Genomic DNA, 15,050 nt, shown 5'->3' with positions numbered 1-15,050 from the left:
CAAACTTGAGGTCAACCTTTTGGCCGGATCGGTACCGAACTCCAGCTCGTACGGGGGATGTTCGGACCTCCTGCCCACTGTCGGCAGGGGGTGCCATCATCGGGGGATGACCCAGGCATCGACGCAGGGATCGCCGCAGGAACCCGGGTCCGACCGCTCCGGTCGGACGGCCGCCGACACCGTCCTGCACCTGTTCGAGGAGCAGGCGCGGGACACCCCGCAGGCATACGCCGTCATCGCCGACGCGGACAGCCTCACCTACGGGCAACTGGACGTCCGCGCCAACCAGTTGGCGCACCACCTCATAGCCGACGGACTGCCGGCCGGCGCCGTCGTGGCCATCGGGACCCCCCGCCGGACCGAGATCGTCGTCGCCCTCCTGGCCGCCCTCAAGGCCGGCGGTGCCTACGCCGTCATCGACGTCGAGGTGCCGTTCACCGGGCAGCGGCAGCTCGCCGCTCTCACGCCGTACGTCCTGCTCACCGACGCCGCGCACCACGCCCGGCTGGACGACGGCAGCGGGCTGCGGGTGATCCGCCTCGGCGCGGAGGCGGCCGAGATATCCGGCCGGCCCACCGAAGCACCGCAGCGGCCCGAGCCCGGGGTGACCGCCGCCGTCCTGTTCACCGGAGCGGCGCTTCCGCGCGCCGTCCCCGTCGGGCACGCCCGGCTGCTCGCCGCCCACGAGGGCTGGGCCGAGGTCGTCCGGCCGGTCCCCGCGGACCGCCACCTGATCACGCAAGGCCCGGCCCTGACCGCCTTCTCCGCCGGCTGGACCCGGGCCCTGTGCTCGGGCGGCGCCCTCGTCGTGTCCGCGCGCGCGCCCTGGAGGCCCGAGGGGATCCGGCGGGCGGTCCAGACCGAGCAGGTCAGCGTGGTGCACACCGACCCGGTGGGTGCCACCCGGCTGCTCATACGGGACGCCAGGGCCGCCGGACCCGGCGAGCGATCCGCGGCAGGCGGCGCGCGCGGCCGCCGCGACTCCGACCCGGCCCTGCGGTCGCTGCGCCTGGTCACGGTCACCGGCGACCGGCTCTTCCTCGACGAGCAGGACGCCCTGCAGTCCGGGCTCCGGGCCGGCGCCCGGCTGCTCAACGTGTACGGGCTCACCGAGGCGGCGGGCACCGGAACCTGGTTCGAACTGACCCAGCTGCCCCGCCCGTTGGACGACACCGAGCAGCTCTCCCTGCTCGGCTCCCCCTTCCCCGGCTGCCGCGCGGACGCCCGCGACGGGCAGCTCGGCCTCACCCCGCCCGACGGCGGCGACGCGATCCCCACCGGCGACCTCGCCGAGCTCCGCCCGGACGGGCTGCTGGAGTTCCACGGCCGGATGCGTGACCGGATCACCACGGCCGAAGGCGCGTTCGACCCGCACGCCGTCGAAGCCGTCATCCGCAGCCACCCCGACATCGGCGCCGCACTGGTCACCGAGGTCCCGGAGGGCAGGACCGGTCAGCCCCGGCTGGTAGCCCACCTGGCACCTCCCGCCGACGCGCAGTCCTGGCCCCCGGCCGTCGACCTGCCGGACGGTGGGAAGCTCCGCGAACACCTTCTGGGGAAGGTGCCCCGGGAGCAGATACCGCAGGCCGTGATCCGGCTGCGCGCCCTCCCCCGCAACCGCGCGGGCCAGGAGAACCGCAAGGCCCTGCCCCAGCCCGTGCTCACCGGAAAGCCGGGCCAGGGCGGCGCGGGGGTTTCCGGAAAGTACACGGCCGTCGGCAGCGGCAGCCTCACGGCGTTCGAGGCCGCCTGCTTCGCCCTTCTGTTCCTGGTCGGCACCGGCATGGTCTTCTTCGTCCTCTCGAAGATCTTCTGGCCGGGCGCGACCGACCTGAGCGGTGTGCCCTACCCGTGGGCGTTCCTCTTCTTCGTGCTCTACCTGTTCGAGGGTGCCGCGTTCGCCGCCGGGCTGATCTTCCTCTTCGCAGGCCGCGCGGTGATGCTGCGCCACGACCCGGGAGTGCGCCCCGGCCAGAGCCCCGGCTTCACCACGGCCGCGCACCTGGCGGTGGTCTACCTGCTCATGGCCTGGTGGCCGCAGGACAATTTCTACCGGCTCGCGGCCAAGCGCGACTGGCCGGTCCAGGCCGCCCTCGTCTACGTCTTCAACATCCCGCTGATGATCGCGGCCGTCGTCCTCGCCTTCTACGTCACCCGCAAACCGCCTTCGCCCTTCGACTTCGAGGAGGCCGACGCCCCCGAAGGCTCCTCCGGCCGCTGATCGTCGGCGAACGCCGCCCCCACGGCGAGCGCCTCCGCCCTCACCAGTGCCTCGGCCGCGTCCAGCACCTCCCCGCTGTACGCGGCCACCAGCACGCCCAGCCAGGGCGCCGGGTCGAAGGCGCCCGTCGGGATCGCGGGCAGGAACACCGCCCCGAGCTCCGCGCAGCCCCGCTCCAGCGTCTCGCACAGCTCGTCGAGCGCGGCCCCGGGCAGCCTGGCCCCCAGCTCCACCCGGTCCGCGATCCGTACGAAATGCCCCGCGCCCCGCAACGCGTCGAGCCGGGCCGCCACCATGAAGGCGATCGACGGCCCGGTGAGCCGCAGGTTCGCCTCGGTCGGCGCCAGCCGGCCCGCCCCGTCGGCGACGAAGTCCACGTCGAACCAGCCCCGGTAGCCGGCGGCCGACAGCTCGCGGCCCACCGCCTCCCCGAACGCGAGCAGCGGTTTCTCCGCCCACGCGGGCACCACGCCCGGCCCCACCGTCGCCCCGCGGTACCCGGAGCCCGCGACGTCCATCACCGCGCCGCCCACCTCGTGCACCCGGCCCGCCTCGTCGACGAACCCGTCGTACGTCAGGTCCCGCGGCTCGTGCGGCTCGGCCGGGCCGGACACGTACTCCTCCACCAGCAGGGGCCCGCGCGGGAGCGTGCGCAGCACCGCGCGGGCGCTGCCCGCGGCCCGGATCCGGTCGGGCGTCACCACGGCGGTGCCCGAACCTCCGACACCGTGCTCCGATTTCAGAACACTGCTCTCGCCCGCCATGGCCCGGGCGGCCAGGAGCCTGGCCGCCGCCCGCCGGGTGGGGGCCGGCCACTGCTCGGGGAGCAGGATCCGGGGGTGCCCGCCGCCCGCCAGGATCCGCCCGAACAGGCCGTGCGACGCCGACTTGGACTCGTAACGCAGCTCGCGGGGCCGCCACGGCCGCCCGGCCAGCCGCGCGAAGCCGGCCGTCCGCCCCCACGGTACGAGGGGCAGCCCGGCCGAGGCCAACCGCCCGGCCAGCGCCGGCCGGGCCCGTACGGCGTCCGACAGTCCACCACCGGCCGGCAGCCCGGGACCCCCGTCCGCCAGGCCGTCGTACACCTCCACCCCCTCCCATTCCAGGAGGCGTCCGACCCGCTCGATCCACCCCAGTGGCACCACCGCGGGCAGCACCAGCGCCCCCGGACACGGGCTGTAGAAGGCGGCCAGGCAGGCGTAGTGACGGGCGGCCCGCTGCTCGCGGTCCAGGGAGGCGTCGGCGAACTGGGCGTTGTATTCGGCGACATTGCCCACGTGCACGGCCGGTCCGCCGCCGGTCCAGGCCTGCGCCCAGCCGGCGAGCGGCGCGGGCGCCGCCTCGAACCGCACGAGCCCGGCGGGCGGTTCACCGCCGCCGGCCGCGCGGGACTCCGGCGAACTCAGCGCGCCCATCGCCCGGTAGAACCCCGCCGCGTACGGATCGGCTTCGATGAGCAGTCGGCGGAACCCGAGTCCGGCGGCCCGGCGGAGCGCGTCCCGGTACAGCCGCCGCCCCACGCCCCGGCCGATGGCCTCCGGCTCCACGAACAGCAGTCCCAGCCGGGCCACCGGCGCCGTGCCCTCCAGAGAAGCGAGCCCCAGCACCCGCCCGCCGGAGGCGTCTTCGGCCACCACGATCCGGCGGGCCGCCACCTCCCCGGCCCGGATCCGCAGTTCCGGCGCGCACGAGGCCAGGAACGCGGCGTCGTATCCCCAGTACGCCTTGGAGCGGAGCACGAGTCCGGTCAGCTCCTCCGCCTCACCGGGCCGCGCCGCTCTGAGCTTTACCATTCCCTGACCTCCCCATGGCCTGTCGCGGGACCGTGCGATAGATTCGGCCACCCTGAGCCCCCCTGACGGGAGGTGTCCCGTCACGTACGGCAGGTCCTTCCTACCCTCCGCGGAGAACGGCTTCTCAATGAGCGACATCATCAACGGACTTGGCCGTACCAGCGCCTTCGGTGCCCTCGGCCTGGTGCTGCTGATCCTCGGCATCGTCCTGGTGGACGTGCTGACGCCCGGGAAGCTCCCGAAGCAGATCTGGGAGGAGCGCAACCGGAACGCGGCCGTCATGCTGAGCTCCGCGCTCATAGGCGTCGGCGGGATCGTCTTCACCTCGATCTGGACGACGTACGACGACTTCGGCAAGGGCCTGCTGTCCACCGCCGCCTTCGGCCTGCTCGGCCTGGTCCTGATGGGTGTGGCCTTCCTGGTGCTGGACTGGGTGACCCCCGGCAAGCTCGGTGCCATCGTCGTCGACCCGGAACCGCACCCGGCGGTCTGGGTCACGGCCTGCTGCAACCTGGCGGTGGCCGCCATCGTCGCGGCCTCGATCGCCTGACCTGCTCGCCGACCACGCCGAGAGCGCCGCTCCCCTCAGGGAGCGGCGCTCTCGGCGCGGGCCACCGGGTTGCCTACGTGGCCACGGTCGGGGCCAGCGACGGGGGACCACACGGAGCGGCGACGCAGATCCATACGGGTTCCCTGTACGGGTTCGTCACTCCGGTGTTCTCATGGCGGTCGGTCTTGCCGGGGCGGAGCTTGCCCAGGTCCGGCTTCACCGCATCACCCTTGCCCTGTCCGTCCTGGGCGTCGGGCTTGACGACGATCCTGCCGTCGTCACTGTCCTCGGGAACGATCAGGAGCAGGGTGGAGTTGCTGTCGCTGTGCGCGGGATTGGGGCCGGGTTCGCCCTGCGCTACGACGGTGTGCGGCGTCGCCGCAGTGGCGGCGAAGGCCCCGGTGGGCAGCAGTACGGCGCCTGCAGCCGCGGCGGTCGAGGCGGCGAAGACGAACATGCGTCGCATCCGAAAGGGGTGCGTCATGGGGATTCTCCTAGAGTGAGTAGGCCGGTCCGGGTGGGCCACTTCGCTGCGTGAGCCCATGTCCAGTAAGGCCCGGCCCTCGCGTCGCGTCATGCCCCTGCATCCCGTGGCTTGACGGACGGCAACGGTCCTGTTGGATCCCCGTACTCACGCAGCCCCGCGCCGGAGCGTCAGGCCAGACCCAGCGCGAACACCGCGAACCCGGCCGCCAGCAGCCCCGCGAGCGTCCGCCGCACCGCCGTGGCCCGCTTCCACGGCTCCTCGAACCGGCGCGCGTACCGGGCGATGCCCACCAGCAGCGCCGCGAACACCGGCATCCACGCCAGGCGCGCCGCGATCCACCCCAGGCTGTCCGGCGCGGTCGTCAGACCCGCCAGCTCTCCCGCGAAGGAACCGGGCACGGCCGCCGCCAGCATGGCCGTCTGGTGCCAGCACAGGATCGTCATCGCGCACAGGTTGATCACGACCACCGGCGCCCACAGCGCCGGCCGGGCGAGCAGCCCCGCCAGCCGGTCCCGCAGCAGCATCGCCGCCCCCGACTGCGCCGCGGCCAGGGCCAGCACCAGCAGCGACGGCGGGTGCGAGTTGGTCCGCGCCTCGCCCGGCACCCCGACCATCGACGCCGGGTAGTGGAAGACCATCAGCAGGGCCGCGAACAGCACGGTCCCGCCCGCCAGCAACAGCCAGGCCCCGCGCCGCCCGATCCGCCGCTCGCCCCACGACACGCCCAGCTGGTACGCGAACAGCCAGCCCGGCAGGATGTTCACCACCGCCAGCCACGAGGGCACGGAGTCCGCGAGCGGCCCGTAGCGCAGGAAGTCCACCACCGCGACCGAGGCGAGCAGCGGGGCCGCCGCCCAGCCGCCGAGCCGGCGGGCCGCCCGTACGCAGTACGGGGTCAGCGCGGTGACCACCACGTACACCCCGACGAACCACAGCGGCTGGATCACCAGCGTGGCCCCCGTCCGCAGCGTGGCCTCCGGCACCCCCGCCGCGTACAGCACCGGCGCGGCCAGCGCCCACACCGCCGTGACCCCGAGCACCGGCCGCCCCAGCCGGGCGATCCGGCCCTTCAGCCAGGCCCCGGCGGATCCCGTGCGGCGGTGGTACGAGAGCACCGAGGCATAGCCGCCGACCAGGAAGAAGATGCCCAGCATCTGGAGCACCCAGCTGGCCGGCGCGAGCCCGCCGAACGCGGACAGCGGGCTGGCGTTGTGCAGGCCGCCCTCGGCGTCGAGGGTGAATCCGCCGAGCAGCCAGTGCCCGGCCGGCACGGCCAGCAGGGCGAGGGCGCGCAGCCCGTCGACGGCCCGGTCGCGGTGGGCGGGGGTCTGCCGCTCGATCCGGTCGGCCGTCCCCTTGAGCAGGGTCAGGGTGCTCATCGGACCTCTCCCCTCGCGATCGCGGCGAAGGCCGCCAGGGACTGGCTGCCGGGTGCGAGGTAGCCGGTGTGGCCCCGTACGTCGGCTGCGGGCACCTTGCGGGCGCCGAAGGCGGCGGAGGCCGGATCGGCTCCGTGGCCGATCCCGGCGAGCTGCACGTTCGGCACGTCGGCGATCCAGTCGGAGGGCCCCCGGGCCGCCCAGACGCGGGCCCCGGTGTGCAGGCCGGCCGCGTTGTCGGCGCGCATGCCGGGGGAGCCGAACACGACGATGTCCGTGGCGTCCGTGTGCCGGGCGGCAAGGCCCCCCACGACCGAGCCGTAGCTGTGGCAGAACAGCACAGGGTCGGGCGCACCGACCGCGTCGAGCCCGGCCGTGAACCGGGCCAGCCGGTCCGCGCCCGCCTTCGCGAGCCGCCCCGAGGCCGCGTCCAGCCCGACCCCGACGGGGGTGGTGTAGCCGGTCCAGGCCACCACCGCGGTGTTCTCGCCGGCCGCGGCGTGCAGCGACCGGGCCATCCCGGCCGGACCGGTGTTCGGCGCGCGCTTCGCGTCGTACGTGGTGGCGTCGCTGTCGGAACCCGGCACGATCACCGACACGTGCGCGGCCCGCTCCAGATCCCCGAAGACCTCGACGACCTGCCCGCGCCCGCGCGGGTCGAACGCGAGGATCTGCCGCCCCGGCGAGGCGAGCGAGGCGTAGCGGGCCTCGCCGGTCGCGAGGACGGCCAGCCGGTTGGCCTCGTACCTGAGGGTGACCGGAGCTCCGTCGAGGTTGCCGACCACCAGCGGGTGGCGCCTTGCGAGCTCCCGGCGCTCGGCGTCGTCCAGTCCGGCGAAGAACCGGGCCGCGTCGTGCGGCGAGGCGCTCGCGGGATCGGGGAGCGGGCGGCCGGACGCGGTGTCGGCCCGCCAGGCGGCGGTGCCGGGCGGCGGTCCGGTGACCGCGTGCTGGCTGTCGCCGGAGGCCCATCCCGCGGTCCCCCCGACCACGGCCACGGCCAGTGAGACCGTGACCAGGGTCCTTCCGAAGCGGCGCATGCCCCTTCTCCTCTCCTCGTGACGAGGGAGAAGGTAGGAAGGAGGTGTCGGGCCGGACGTCGGACCGTGGAGCCAAGTCGGATGTCATACCCCGGTAGGGGGTGGAGGAGATGTTCAGTCCGAGTCGCCGGGGCGCACCAGCCCCGCCTCGTACGCGAAGATCACGGCCTGCGCCCGGTCCCGCAGGTCCAGCTTGGCCAGCACCCGCCCGATGTGCGTCTTCACCGTCTGCTCCGCCAGCACCAGGTGCCCGGCGATCTCCTGGTTCGACAGCCCGCGCGCGATGAGCTCCAGTACCTCGGTCTCCCGCGGGGTCAGCCCGTTCAGCCGCAGCGCCGGGTCCTTGCGCGGGGCCGGCCGCTGCTGGACGAAGTCCGCGATCAGCCGCCGCGTCACCGAGGGCGCCAGCAGCGCCTCGCCCGACGCGACCACCCGGACCGCCGCGATCAGATCGGCCGGCGGCGCGTCCTTCAGCAGGAACCCGGAGGCGCCCGCGCGCAGCGCCTCGTACACGTAGTCGTCGATGTCGAACGTGGTCAGCATCAGCACCTTCGGCCGGTGGATCACCCCCGGCGGCGGGCTGAGCAGTTCCCGGGCGGCCGTGAGCCCGTCCATCTCCGGCATGCGCACGTCCATCAGCACCACGTCGGGATGCACGGTGCGCGAGACCTGCACTCCCTGCCGCCCGTCGGGGGCTTCGCCTACCACGTCGATGTCGGCCTGCGCCGACAGCAGGGCGGCGAACCCCGCCCGCACCATGGCCTGGTCGTCGACGATGATCACACGGATGGTCAACTGGAGTCCTCGGTCAGGTCGTTCGGCGCATCGTCGGTCGGGTCGTCCGTCGGGTCGTGCAGGGGCAGGCGGGCCGCGACCCGGAAGCCGCCGTCGGGCAGCGGACCGGTGTCCAGCGTCCCGCGCGTCAACCGTACGCGTTCCTGCATGCCGACCAGCCCGTGCCCGGTGCCCGAACTCTCCAGTGCCACCACGGCATCCCGGGCCGCCGGCCCGTTCACCACGAGCACCAGGACCTCTTCGGCGTCATGCGTCACCGACACCCGGGTCTCGGCCCCCGGCGCGTGCCGCACCACGTTCGCCAGGGCCTCCTGCACGATCCGGTACGCCGACAGGTCCACGGCCGGCGGCGCCGCCTGCGCCGCCCCGGCGGCGAGCGACAACTCCACCGGCTGCCCGGCCCGTACGGTCGCCTCCACCAGCTGCTGGATCCTGCCGATCCCCGGCTGCGGGGCCGGCGCGCCCCCGCTCTCGGCCGTCCCGTTCCGGCCGTTCGCCTGGTCGCTGCGCAGCACCGTCAGCAGCCGCCGCATCTCGCCCAGCGACTCGCGCGCGCTGGCCGCGATCGCCGCGAACTCCTCCTGCACCGGCTCCGGCATGCCGGGCAGCCTGTACGGCGCGGAATCCGCCTGCACGGTGATCACCGACATGTGGTGGGCCACCACGTCGTGCAGCTCCCGGGCGATCCGGGCCCGCTCCTCGAGCAGGGTCCGCCGGGCCCGTTCGGCCTCGCTGATGCTCTCCTGCTCGGCGATCCGCTGCTGGGCGTCGCCGATCCCGCGCAACGCCCCGGTCACCGCGAGGAAGCTTCCGCTCAGCACGAAGAGCAGCGCGACCGTGGTGGTGACCCCGTCGGGCTCGAAGAAGCCGAGCACCACCCCGACGGCGCCCGTCACCAGCCACACCCCGATCAGCGTCCGGATGGACTCGCGCAGTCCCAGGCAGATCATGAGCAGCAGGTAGCCGACGATGGCCATCGGGGTCCACGGCCAGGCGTGCCCGGCCATCTTGTCGGCGTGGGTCAGCACCACCGCCCCGACCGTGTCCGCGAACAGGATCAGGGCCCACGCGAGCAGCGGCCGCGTCACCGCCAGCAGCAGCGGGAGCGTCTGGGCCACGCCCAGCGCCCCCGCCCAGCCGCCGCCCACCTTGTAGTCGTTGGTCAGAACGGAGATGGTCGTCGGCAACAGCGACACCACGAAGATGCCGGCGACGATGTACGGCAGCATCCGCTGCCAGGCCTTCGGCGCCTGCGCGAACAGGGGCTCCGCCGCCCGGGCGGGCGTGCGCAGCACCACCGTGAACCGCACCGGCGCCCGGGCCGCCTTCGCGGGGGCCGGCGTACGGGGGCGGGCTTCGTCGCGATCGCTCATGATCGGTCCAGCCTATGCTCCGGAGGTCCTCCAGGAAGGCAGGAGTACGCTGCTCGCGGTCGATCACAGGGGGAGCCGGTACACATGGGCACGGCAGCCGCACTCGAGAAGCTCGTGCCGGTACTGCTGGCCTTCGGAGGCGGCGTACTCCTCGCCCGCCGCAAGATCGTCCCGGCCGAGGCCTCCAAGGCCTTCGCCGACTACGCCTTCCTCTTCGCCGTCCCCTGCTACCTGTTCGGCAACATCTACGCCAGCGACCTCGGCGCCCTCTTCAACTGGCGGGCCATCGGCGCCTACGCCGCGGCAGCCGCCCTCGCGGTGCTCGCCATTGCCTTCGTCTCGGGTGCCCACGGCGTACGGGAGCCCCGCGACGTGGCGCTGCGCGTGATGGCCGGAGTCCAGGTGAACACGGCCTATTTCGCCGTCCCGGTGTTCATCACCCTCTTCGGGACCGCCGCGCCGATCTTCCCCGTCCTGCTGTTCCAGGTCTGCGTGCTGTCCCTCGTCGTCATCTCCATCATGGAGCTGGGCCGCGCCGGCCCGGCCTCGGGCGGTCCCGGACGGCGGCTCCTGCGGGCCGTCGGCGCCTCGCTCTCGACCCCGCTGGTGCTGGCCTGCAATGCCGGGATCCTGCTCAACCTGCTCTCGGTGCACGTCCCGAAGGTGGTCCTGGACGGGGCCGCCTTCGTCGGCGACAGCGCCTCGCCGATCGCCCTGTTCGCCCTCGGGCTCCACCTCGGCGGCCTGGGGCTGGACATCCGGGGCACCGGCCGCGAGGAGCTGGCCCTCATCGCCTTCAAGTGCCTCGGCTTCCCGCTGCTGGCCTGGGCGGTGTGCGGACTGCTGTTCGGCGTACGGGGGGAGTGGCTGACGTACCTCGTCCTGATCGCCGCGATGCCGACCCCGCAGAACCTGTTCGTCTTCGCCCAGCGCTACGACGTCGGCGTGGACCTCTCCGCCTCGCTGGTGATCAAGAGTTCGGTGGTCTCCCTGCTGCTCCTCCCCGTCTGGCTGCAGACCGTGGCCTCATGAGTGCACCGACGCGAACCGCCGCTGCCGCTGCCGCCGCCGCCGCCGTCACGGGCTTGGGGCTCCTGGCCGCCTGGGCCGTGCACGACCTGGAGGAGGTGGCGACGATGGGGCGTTGGTCCCGTACCCGGGTCCCCGTACTGCGTGAGCGCCATCCCCGGGTCCCCGACCGGATCTGGGACCGGCTGGGCAGCACGGACGGCCGGGAGTTCGCGCGCGCCGTCGGGGTCATGGGCCTCGTGGTGGCCGCGGCGGCCGCGGACGGGTACCGCACCGGTGGCCGGTCGGCCTTCTACCAGACGAGCCTGAACGCCTTCGGCCTGCACGGCCTCGTCCACCTCGCGCAGGCGGCCGCCACCCGCGGCTACACACCGGGCGCGGCCACCTCGCCGCTGGTGGTGGTCCCCTTCACCCTCTGGGCGCGGGGCCGGCTGCGGCGCGCCGGGGTGCTGCGGCCCGCGCGGGCGCGCGACGCGGTTCAGGGACTGGCGCTGGCCACGGCGGCCGCCGCGGGGGCGCAGGCCGTGGCCCGGCGGCTCGGGTGAGCCGCGAGCTGCGAACCGGCGGCCGACCGGTCGTTCCCCGCGGGGGCTTCGGTCGTTGACCCGGCATGGATCTGCTGCCGACCATCGCGGCGCCGGGCGTCGGTGAACGGGCCGATGCCGCGGCCGATGCCGCCTGCCACCTCTACGACGCCGTCGCCCCCTGGAGCTCCGCCGAGCCCGGCGGGTGGAGCCGTACGGCGGCGGAGGACGCCGCCGAGGCCATCGAGACCACCGCGCACGCACTCGCGTACGCCGACCCGCGCGCCGAGGTCATCCTGGCGCCGGTGCACGCCGCCCTCGCCGACCTGCGGCGCGGGCTCGGACTCCCGCCCGCCGACCCGCTGACCGCCGACGGGCTCCCGGCCGCCCCGCGCACGGTGGGGAACCCGCGGCGCACCCGCTGGGTGCGGGTGCTCACGCCGCCTTTGCCCCGGCAACCGCCTGCTCGTACAAATTCTTGATCTCCGGGCCGAAGTAGGAGCTGTACGAGGTGTCGGCGGTGTCCCCGCCCGTCTTCCAGCCGCCGATGACCCCGACCACGTCCCCGGTCTCGGTCACCTTGTCGTAGTTCTTCAGGAACGGGCCACCGCTGGTCCCGCCCGGGTATCCGGTGCAGTCGATGCGCAGGAACGATCCGGGGATGCCCGCATCCTTGCTGGTGAACTTGGTCGTACTGTTCACGCACAGCCGCGGGCGCGCGGCCGATGCCGGATATCCGATCAACGAGACCTTCGCGTGCTCGTAACCGGCCCCCGTGACCAGGCGGTTCCCGCCGACCACGTCCTCGACGGGGAACCCGTCGGCGTCCGGCCCGACCTGCGCGAAGGCCACGTCGAGCGTGGCCCCCTTGTCGGCGCCCAGGCTCTTGTAGCGCGGGTCGATCCACACCTTGGACTTTCCGTCCGCGGCCCGCAGCACCGGGAACATCCCGTACGGCTGCGGGTTGTCGGCCGTGTACAGCGGTACGAAGGCCACCTGGCGGGCGTCGGTGCCGAGCAGGCAGTGGGCCGCGCTCAGCACCAGGTTGCGGCCGGGGGAGGCGACCACGCTCGCGGTGCAGAAGTACGCGCCGCCGTCCTTCATCACGAACATCCGGCCGACGACCGGGATCCCGTCGAAGTCCTGCCCGGTGCCGGGGTCCGTGGCCGGAGCCGCCGACGCGGGGGTCATGGGGGCCGCAGCCGCCATCCGGTCGGCCGTCCAGAAGTTCTCCGCCTCGCGGGCGGACCACTTTCCGGGCGGCAGGGCGCTCCCGGCCTCGGCCACCGGCAGCGGCCCGGCGGGCAGCAGCAGGGCAGCCGTCGCCGCCGCCACGGTCAACGTACGTCGCATGTCGAGCTCCTCTAGAGGGCCTGTGGGAAGCGGAACAGCCGGTCCGGGTCGTAGGTGCGCCGGACCTCTTCGAGGCGGGCGAGGTTCGGCCCGTAGTAGGCCTCGCGCCAGGCGGGCAGTTTTGGATCGATGTAGTTCTGGTACGCGCGGCCGCTCGCCCAGGGGCGCAGGTCCTGCCACAGCCGGTCGAGCCAGCCCTGGTGCCCGGCCACCTGCGCGGGCGTCGCGGACGCGGGCCAGTAGGCGAGGTACTGGGTGAGGAAGGTGCTGTCGCGGTGCACGAACGCGGTGTCGGTGGCCGCCGGCCGGTTCACCGCCCCGCCGCATTCGCCGCTGAACTGCACGACCCCGAGCCCGCCGGCCGGCACGGTCTGCCCGTACCGCCGCACGGCGGCCAGCACCGCCGAGACCCCCGCGTCCGGCAGCCCGGCACCGCCCCAGAAGTCGGAGCGCCCGCCGTACGAGTCCCGGCCGATCCGCCCCTCGGGGGTCCGGCCGGGCAGGGTGCCGGGCAGATGGCACTGGGCGGAGCTCCGGTCCTCGCAGCCCGACATGGCCCGCAGCGTCTCCTCGTAGGTCCGTACGACGATCCAGCTGTCCCGCAGCGGCCTGCCGACCAGGTCGGAGAGCCGGGTCAGCTCCCGGTCGAGCTCGGCGCGCCCGTCGAAGCACAGGATGCGTACGGCCGGGGCCGGGGCCGCAGTCCCTTCGACGAGGAACTCGACCTGGCTCCAGAAGGGGTCGGGCAGGGCGGCCAGCCAGCGCTGCCAGGCGCGCAGGACGGCGGCGGAATCGGCTTCGGTCCAGTGGAGTTCGGCGTAGGCGCAGTCGGTGGCCGGGTGGGTGCGGAAGCGGAACTCGGTGACCACGCCGAAGTTGCCGCCCCCGCCGCCCCGCAGGGCCCAGAACAGCCCCGGGTCCCGGGTGGCGTCGACCTCGCGCACGACCCCGTCGGGGGTGACCACGGTGGCGCCGGTGAGGGCGTCGGAGGTGGTCCCGTACGCCCGGGAGGCCAGACCCAGCCCGCCGCCCAGGGTGAGTCCCGCGATGCCGACGGTGGGGCACAGCCCGGTCGGGATGCCGAGGCGCTGCGCGGCGAGGGTCCGGTTGACGTCGCCGAGCCGGGCTCCGGCGCCGATCCGCACGCCTTCCGCTCCGTCGGCGACGAGCCCGGCCATGGCGCCGACGTCGACGACGAGCCCGCCGGCGCAGGTGGACCAGCCGGCGTAGCTGTGGCCGCCGCCGCGCGGCACCACGGGGACGGCGGAGCGCCGGGCGAAGTCCAGACAGACGGCCACGTCGGCGGCGTGCGCGGGATAGGCCACCGCGCCCGGCGCGACGGTGTCGTACCGGGGCTGGAACAGCTGCCGGGCCTCGGGGTAGTCGCGGTCGCCCGGCAGCACCACCCGCCCGTCGATCCCGCGGGCGAGCGCCGCCCAGTCGGGTGCGCGGGCCGGCGCCGCCGTGACGGCGAAGGCGGCCAGCAGGGCTGCGGGTGCGCTGCCCAGCAACCGGCGGCGAGGGAGGCTCATCCCTCCTTCCTGCCATCGCCCGGCCCGATCGCAGCGAAGGCGGGCCCACGGGAACACCGCTGCCCCCCGAACGGCCCACGGCATCGGGCATCGAAGGAGGCGGAGCCGGTGGCGGTGCCGGTGTGCGAGTGGATGCGGGTCCGGACGGAGCGGGGCGAAATCACCCCGCGCCCGGGGGCGTTGACCGAGACGCCTTGGTCAGCGGCTTGGTGGGCGACCGACGCGTCGCCGCCGACGTTGCGCTACGCGTCCCGGTCGGCTTCCTTCGCCGCGCGTTCCAGCCGGGCCCTGTGGTTCTGCCAGTAGGCAGCGTCGCCGGGGGCCACGCTGCCGGATCCGATGCGGAGCCCGACGGTTCCGTCGACGAGTTCCCGGACGATGTCCGCGTGGCCGGCGTGCCGGTCGGTCTCGGCGATCAGGTGGACGAGCGTCCGGTGGAGCGTCACTTCGCTGCGCGCCCCCCAGGGCACCCGGCCGACCGCGTCGAGGGCCAGCGAATCGATGGTCCGGTCCGAGTGGTCCCATACCCGGCGGTACAGCCCGACGATCTGCTCCCGCGTCTCGTCGGGCCTGGCCCACAGGTCGGAGTTCGGCTCGGCGTTGCCCGTGATCCAGAGCCCCGGGGCCTCGAACGCCCGCCCGAAGGCCTCGCCGAAGTACACGGCCTCGGCGCTGGTCACGTGCTTGACCAGCCCCAGCAGATTGGTGCCGGTCGGGGTCATGGGGCGCCGGACGTCGTATTCCGACAGCCCTTCGAGCTTCCACAGCATGGCGTCGCGGGCGTCCTGCAGGTATACGCGGAGGTCGTCCTTGGGATCGGTTCCAGTCATACCGGCAGTCTGCGGCTGCGGTGACCTCCGCTCACGGCAATAGTCCACGGCTCGAGACGACTTGGCCCGGCCAGCCCGGCACCGTGGTCGAGGGGCTGCCCCGGGAATTTCGTCGCCGACAGCGGGGCGGCCGTGGGCGCTGTT

The 15,050-nt window shown here is 74.1% G+C and carries 14 protein-coding genes; 5 read left to right on the top strand and 9 right to left on the bottom strand.

Annotation, left to right across the window (positions count from 1 at the left end):
- Positions 1-106: 106 nt before the first annotated feature.
- A complete protein-coding gene (locus tag OG299_RS05635; RefSeq protein WP_327360727.1) occupies positions 107-2,221 on the top strand; it encodes an AMP-binding protein in 2,115 nt (704 codons plus the stop codon).
- Here OG299_RS05635 and OG299_RS05630 read toward each other — a convergent pair.
- Positions 2,146-4,014: a GNAT family N-acetyltransferase gene (locus OG299_RS05630; RefSeq protein WP_327360726.1), complete on the bottom strand. Its 1,869-nt coding sequence runs from the start codon at positions 4,012-4,014 to the stop codon at positions 2,146-2,148. The genes OG299_RS05635 and OG299_RS05630 overlap by 76 nt on opposite strands.
- A 127-nt stretch (positions 4,015-4,141) precedes the next feature.
- Between OG299_RS05630 and OG299_RS05625 the strand changes: the two genes are divergently transcribed.
- Positions 4,142-4,564, top strand: a complete 423-nt coding sequence (locus OG299_RS05625) for a DUF350 domain-containing protein (protein WP_266637178.1) — start codon at positions 4,142-4,144, stop codon at positions 4,562-4,564.
- Between the two features lie 73 nt (positions 4,565-4,637).
- Here the strand turns inward: OG299_RS05625 and OG299_RS05620 are convergent, their stop codons facing one another.
- The 5 genes from OG299_RS05620 to OG299_RS05600 form a co-directional block, all read right to left on the bottom strand.
- A complete protein-coding gene (locus tag OG299_RS05620) occupies positions 4,638-5,048 on the bottom strand; it encodes a hypothetical protein (RefSeq protein ID WP_327360725.1) in 411 nt (136 codons plus the stop codon).
- A 170-nt stretch (positions 5,049-5,218) separates the two neighbouring features.
- Entirely contained in the window at positions 5,219-6,430 is a 1,212-nt protein-coding gene (locus OG299_RS05615) for an acyltransferase family protein (RefSeq protein WP_327360724.1), read from the bottom strand.
- The gene (locus OG299_RS05610) at positions 6,427-7,470 is read right to left on the bottom strand and encodes an alpha/beta hydrolase (protein ID WP_327360723.1); all 1,044 of its coding nucleotides are present in this window, start codon (positions 7,468-7,470) and stop codon (positions 6,427-6,429) included. Before OG299_RS05610 ends, OG299_RS05615 begins: the two co-directional genes overlap by 4 nt.
- A gap of 114 nt (positions 7,471-7,584) precedes the next feature.
- The gene (locus OG299_RS05605) at positions 7,585-8,265 is read right to left on the bottom strand and encodes a response regulator (RefSeq protein WP_266637174.1); all 681 of its coding nucleotides are present in this window, start codon (positions 8,263-8,265) and stop codon (positions 7,585-7,587) included.
- The gene (locus OG299_RS05600; protein WP_327360722.1) at positions 8,262-9,638 is read right to left on the bottom strand and encodes a sensor histidine kinase; all 1,377 of its coding nucleotides are present in this window, start codon (positions 9,636-9,638) and stop codon (positions 8,262-8,264) included. Before OG299_RS05600 ends, OG299_RS05605 begins: the two co-directional genes overlap by 4 nt.
- A gap of 84 nt (positions 9,639-9,722) precedes the next feature.
- On the opposite strand from OG299_RS05600, the gene OG299_RS05595 reads away from it, so the two are divergent.
- From OG299_RS05595 to OG299_RS05585, 3 genes are all read left to right on the top strand, one after another.
- Positions 9,723-10,670 carry an AEC family transporter gene (locus OG299_RS05595; protein WP_327360721.1) on the top strand — a complete coding sequence of 316 codons (948 nt, stop codon included), beginning with the start codon at positions 9,723-9,725 and terminating at the stop codon, positions 10,668-10,670.
- On the top strand, positions 10,667-11,212 hold the full coding sequence (locus OG299_RS05590) for an HXXEE domain-containing protein (protein ID WP_327360720.1): 546 nt from the start codon (positions 10,667-10,669) through the stop codon (positions 11,210-11,212). The genes OG299_RS05595 and OG299_RS05590 overlap by 4 nt, the downstream gene beginning before the upstream one ends.
- Positions 11,213-11,277: 65 nt before the next feature.
- Positions 11,278-11,673: a hypothetical protein gene (locus OG299_RS05585; RefSeq protein WP_327360719.1), complete on the top strand. Its 396-nt coding sequence runs from the start codon at positions 11,278-11,280 to the stop codon at positions 11,671-11,673.
- Here OG299_RS05585 and OG299_RS05580 read toward each other — a convergent pair.
- The 3 genes from OG299_RS05580 to OG299_RS05570 all read right to left on the bottom strand — a co-directional run bounded on the left by OG299_RS05580 (position 11,627) and on the right by OG299_RS05570 (position 14,906).
- Positions 11,627-12,544, bottom strand: a complete 918-nt coding sequence (locus tag OG299_RS05580; RefSeq protein WP_327360718.1) for a S1 family peptidase — start codon at positions 12,542-12,544, stop codon at positions 11,627-11,629. The two genes, OG299_RS05585 and OG299_RS05580, sit on opposite strands and share 47 nt — an antisense overlap.
- 11 nt (positions 12,545-12,555) lie before the next feature.
- Positions 12,556-14,076 carry an FAD-binding oxidoreductase gene (locus OG299_RS05575; protein ID WP_327360717.1) on the bottom strand — a complete coding sequence of 507 codons (1,521 nt, stop codon included), beginning with the start codon at positions 14,074-14,076 and terminating at the stop codon, positions 12,556-12,558.
- A gap of 242 nt (positions 14,077-14,318) precedes the next feature.
- A complete protein-coding gene (locus OG299_RS05570) occupies positions 14,319-14,906 on the bottom strand; it encodes a DinB family protein (RefSeq protein ID WP_266637429.1) in 588 nt (195 codons plus the stop codon).
- Positions 14,907-15,050: the final 144 nt, after the last annotated feature.

This window comes from Streptomyces sp. NBC_01296 (genome assembly GCF_035984415.1).
In the GTDB taxonomy this organism is placed as follows: domain Bacteria; phylum Actinomycetota; class Actinomycetes; order Streptomycetales; family Streptomycetaceae; genus Streptomyces.
Note: the sequence above shows the minus strand (reverse complement) of the source record. Positions and strands in the feature narration are given on the sequence as shown.

Excerpts from the sequence above, each read along its gene's own strand:
- OG299_RS05570 (WP_266637429.1), bottom strand. The coding sequence starts at position 14,906 with ATGACTGGAACCGATCCCAAGGACGACCTCCGCGTATACCTGCAGGAC.
- OG299_RS05620 (WP_327360725.1), bottom strand. The coding sequence starts at position 5,048 with ATGACGCACCCCTTTCGGATGCGACGCATGTTCGTCTTCGCCGCCTCG.
- OG299_RS05635 (WP_327360727.1), top strand. The coding sequence starts at position 107 with ATGACCCAGGCATCGACGCAGGGATCGCCGCAGGAACCCGGGTCCGAC.
- OG299_RS05595 (WP_327360721.1), top strand. The coding sequence starts at position 9,723 with ATGGGCACGGCAGCCGCACTCGAGAAGCTCGTGCCGGTACTGCTGGCC.
- OG299_RS05600 (WP_327360722.1), bottom strand. The coding sequence starts at position 9,638 with ATGAGCGATCGCGACGAAGCCCGCCCCCGTACGCCGGCCCCCGCGAAG.
- OG299_RS05625 (WP_266637178.1), top strand. The coding sequence starts at position 4,142 with ATGAGCGACATCATCAACGGACTTGGCCGTACCAGCGCCTTCGGTGCC.
- OG299_RS05580 (WP_327360718.1), bottom strand. The coding sequence starts at position 12,544 with ATGCGACGTACGTTGACCGTGGCGGCGGCGACGGCTGCCCTGCTGCTG.
- OG299_RS05585 (WP_327360719.1), top strand. The coding sequence starts at position 11,278 with ATGGATCTGCTGCCGACCATCGCGGCGCCGGGCGTCGGTGAACGGGCC.
- OG299_RS05590 (WP_327360720.1), top strand. The coding sequence starts at position 10,667 with ATGAGTGCACCGACGCGAACCGCCGCTGCCGCTGCCGCCGCCGCCGCC.
- OG299_RS05575 (WP_327360717.1), bottom strand. The coding sequence starts at position 14,076 with ATGAGCCTCCCTCGCCGCCGGTTGCTGGGCAGCGCACCCGCAGCCCTG.
- OG299_RS05610 (WP_327360723.1), bottom strand. The coding sequence starts at position 7,470 with ATGCGCCGCTTCGGAAGGACCCTGGTCACGGTCTCACTGGCCGTGGCC.
- OG299_RS05615 (WP_327360724.1), bottom strand. The coding sequence starts at position 6,430 with ATGAGCACCCTGACCCTGCTCAAGGGGACGGCCGACCGGATCGAGCGG.
- OG299_RS05630 (WP_327360726.1), bottom strand. The coding sequence starts at position 4,014 with ATGGTAAAGCTCAGAGCGGCGCGGCCCGGTGAGGCGGAGGAGCTGACC.